The sequence below is a fragment of the Rhodopseudomonas sp. BR0C11 genome (genome assembly GCF_010820945.1).
GTDB classification, from domain to species: Bacteria; Pseudomonadota; Alphaproteobacteria; order Rhizobiales; family Xanthobacteraceae; genus Rhodopseudomonas; species Rhodopseudomonas palustris_H.
The window spans coordinates 1-2,921 of record NZ_QTKI01000518.1 but is presented as its reverse complement, the minus strand read 5'-3'; the positions used below and the strand labels follow the sequence as shown (position 1 = coordinate 2,921).

The window sequence follows — 2,921 nt, the reverse complement described above, 5'->3', positions numbered from 1 at the left end:
CTACGACGGCGGCATCGTCACCTGGATCGACAACTTGGCGAGCGAGCGCCCGTTCGGCAACGATCTCGATCCGACGCTCAATCTCGACGTGCTCGAAGTCAGCTTCCGCAATTGTGCGCGGTGGCGAATCGTCGAGACGCCTGCTCGGCTGGACACGGTGCGCCGCATCGTCGATTTCCAGCGCCGGCTGGTGGCAAGCGGCGCGTTCGCCGATCCGAAATCGCATGTGTATTACCTGCCAGAACTGTACTGCGCGTATTTCGGCCGCTGCTACGTCGCGTTCCGGGCGCTCGACGAAGCCGCCAAGCGTGCGATTGATCCCGACGGCGTGTTCGAGGCGATCCGGCTGCGCGTGCTGGCTTACGTGCAGGACGAACTGATCGCCAAGGAGATGAACGTTTTCGACGCCGCGCTGGCGTTGATCGCGCTCGGTCATCTCGGCGGCGATAGTCAGCACTTCGCGCCGGCGCTGCATTGCATCCTGAACCACCTCGGCGAAGGCGGCGGCCGCGCGCCGTTCAAGGCCTATGAGTGGAACAAGATGAAGACGCCGACCCGAATTCTAGTCGGCGGCCCCGAAGTGACCTCGGCGTTCGTGCTGATGGGGCTGGCTCTCGCCCGCAAGGCGCTGCTGCAGCAGGCCCACCACGCATGATCTTCGCGCGAAGTTGAAGCGAGGTGGTGCCGAGGCTCTGGCCGGGCCGCCCAAGATTCAGCACAATCGGCGAACCTGTTTGCCGGACGGGTGCCTGCCGGGAAGGTCGACGCATGCTCAAGCTGAACACATGGCTGTTGCCGCTTTTGCTCCTGCTGCTGCCGGTAACGGCCCAGGCGGCCGACGTCAGCGGCGTGCCAAAAATCCGCGACGGCGACCATGCGCTGATTGGGAAGACCCGCATCCGTCTCGCTGGCATCGACGCACCGGCGGTGGATCAGCTCTGTCTCAACCCGAAGGGCGACCGCTGGACCTGCGGCATCGCCGCGCGTGACGCGCTGGCCCAGCATACCGCCGGCAAGAGCTGGACCTGTCATGTCCTGCGCGTCGACAAAGGCGGCCGCTCGATCGCGAAATGCGAGGTCGACGGCGAAGATCTCGGACAATGGATGGTGAAGAACGGCTGGGCGCTGGCTTACGTGCAGTACTCCCACGCCTACGAGGCCGAAGAGAAAGCCGCCCTTGAGGCCAAGCTCGGGCTGTGGCAAGGCTCGTTCATCGCGCCGTGGGACTGGCGCGTTCGCAGCAACAAGACGCCGATCCTCGGCGCCACCAAGCCGCCGAAGGATGCCCGGCGAATCCTGCTCGCCTCGGCGTCCGGTCCGGTCGCACCGTCACCCGAATGCACCATCAAGGGCAACGTCAACAAATCCGGCGAGTGCATCTACCACAAGCCGACCAGCCGCTGGTACGCCCAGATCCGGATGAAGATCAGCAAGGGCACCCGCTGGTTCTGCTCGGTGGAAGAAGCCGAGGCCGCCGGCTGCCGCGAGACGCGGCGCTAGCCGCCGCAACAGACCGGGCTGCGGGGGCAGACCTTGAACCACACATCACATGATCCTTCGCGGCCGCAGCGGCCGCGCAAACGCCGGCTGCGGCGGGCGTGGCAACTTTCGCTGGTGTTGATCGGCTGCTACGCGATCCTCGCCTATCTGGCGCTGCCGATGTTCTGGACCCACTACGAACACCAGAGCAAACTCGCCGACATGCCGATGGTGACCCGCACCGCGCAGGGCATTCCCGGCGATCCGATCAATGTCGGGCTGATCGGCGATCAGAACGAGGTCGTCTGCTCGATCCTGGCGGCGAACTGGCACCCGGCCGATCAGATCACGCTGCGCTCGTCGATCGCGATCGCCGGCAGCGTACTGCTCGACCGTCCCTATCCGGACGCGCCGGTGTCGAGCCTGTACTACCTCGACCGCCGTGAGGATCTGGCATTCGAAAAGCCCGACGGACGCAGCGCCGACCGACGCAATCATGTGCGGCTGTGGAAGGTGCTCGACAGCGGCCAGGAAGGCCGCCCGGTCTGGCTCGGCAGCGCCACCTTCGACCGCGGCGTCGGTGTCAGCCATTACACCGGCGCGGTGACGCATCACATCGCACCCGACATCGACGCCGAGCGCGACCAATTCGCCGCTGATCTCGAAGCCGCAGCGATGGTCGATGCGAAATATCAGATCACCGGCGTCGGCCCGACCATCGCCGGCCGCAACGGCGAAGGCGATCTCTACTACACCGACGGAGAGGTCTGGATCCTTCGGCTGACCGAAGGCTGCAAGAAGCGCAACAGCCCGGCCGAGATTCTGCCGAGCCCGCTCGCGACTGAGATCAAAGATCAGATCTTCCGTACCGTCACCAACGCAATCGAGCCCGGCGCCAGCGCGCCTTGAAATCGATGCAGCGAGCCGGCATGGTCGCGGCATCTCTCACCACAGGGACAAGCATCATGGCCGTCAGCGCCGGACGGGAATTTTTGGCGATTCCCGGACCTACCACCATGCCCGACGAAGTGCTGCAGGCGATGCATCGCCCGGCGCTCGATATCTACTCGAAGGAGATGGTGGCGCTGAGCGAAGGCCTTCTCGCTGACCTCAGCCGGCTGTTTGCCACCAAGGGCAAGTCCTACATCTACATCGCCAACGGCCACGGCGCCTGGGAGGCGGTGATCAGCAACGTGCTGTCGCGTGGCGACAAGGTGCTGGTGCTGGAAAGCGGACGATTTGCGGTCGGCTGGGGCAACGCGGCCCGTGCGATGGGCTGCGACGTCGAGGTGCTGCAAGGCGACTGGCGCCGTGCGGTCCGCCCCGATGAGGTGGAAGCGCGGCTGCGCCGCGACACCGAACATGCGATCAAAGCGATCGTAGTGGTGCAGGTCGACACCGCCTCCAGCGCCCGTAACGATCTCGAAGCGATCGGCCGCGCC

The 2,921-nt window shown here is 65.3% G+C and carries 3 protein-coding genes and 1 pseudogene; all 4 read left to right on the top strand.

Annotation, left to right across the window (positions count from 1 at the left end):
• Positions 1 to 655, top strand: a pseudogene (locus DYI24_RS24425) (hypothetical protein); the annotation flags it as partial.
• 113 nt (positions 656 to 768) lie between these two features.
• Entirely contained in the window at positions 769 to 1,500 is a 732-nt protein-coding gene (locus DYI24_RS24420) for a thermonuclease family protein (RefSeq protein WP_164574162.1), read from the top strand.
• Between the two features lie 33 nt (positions 1,501 to 1,533).
• Positions 1,534 to 2,388: an LssY C-terminal domain-containing protein gene (locus DYI24_RS24415; protein ID WP_164574161.1), complete on the top strand. Its 855-nt coding sequence runs from the start codon at positions 1,534 to 1,536 to the stop codon at positions 2,386 to 2,388.
• A gap of 56 nt (positions 2,389 to 2,444) precedes the next feature.
• The coding region (locus tag DYI24_RS24410; RefSeq protein ID WP_164574160.1) for a pyridoxal-phosphate-dependent aminotransferase family protein at positions 2,445 to 2,921 on the top strand (477 nt) is incomplete at its 3' end.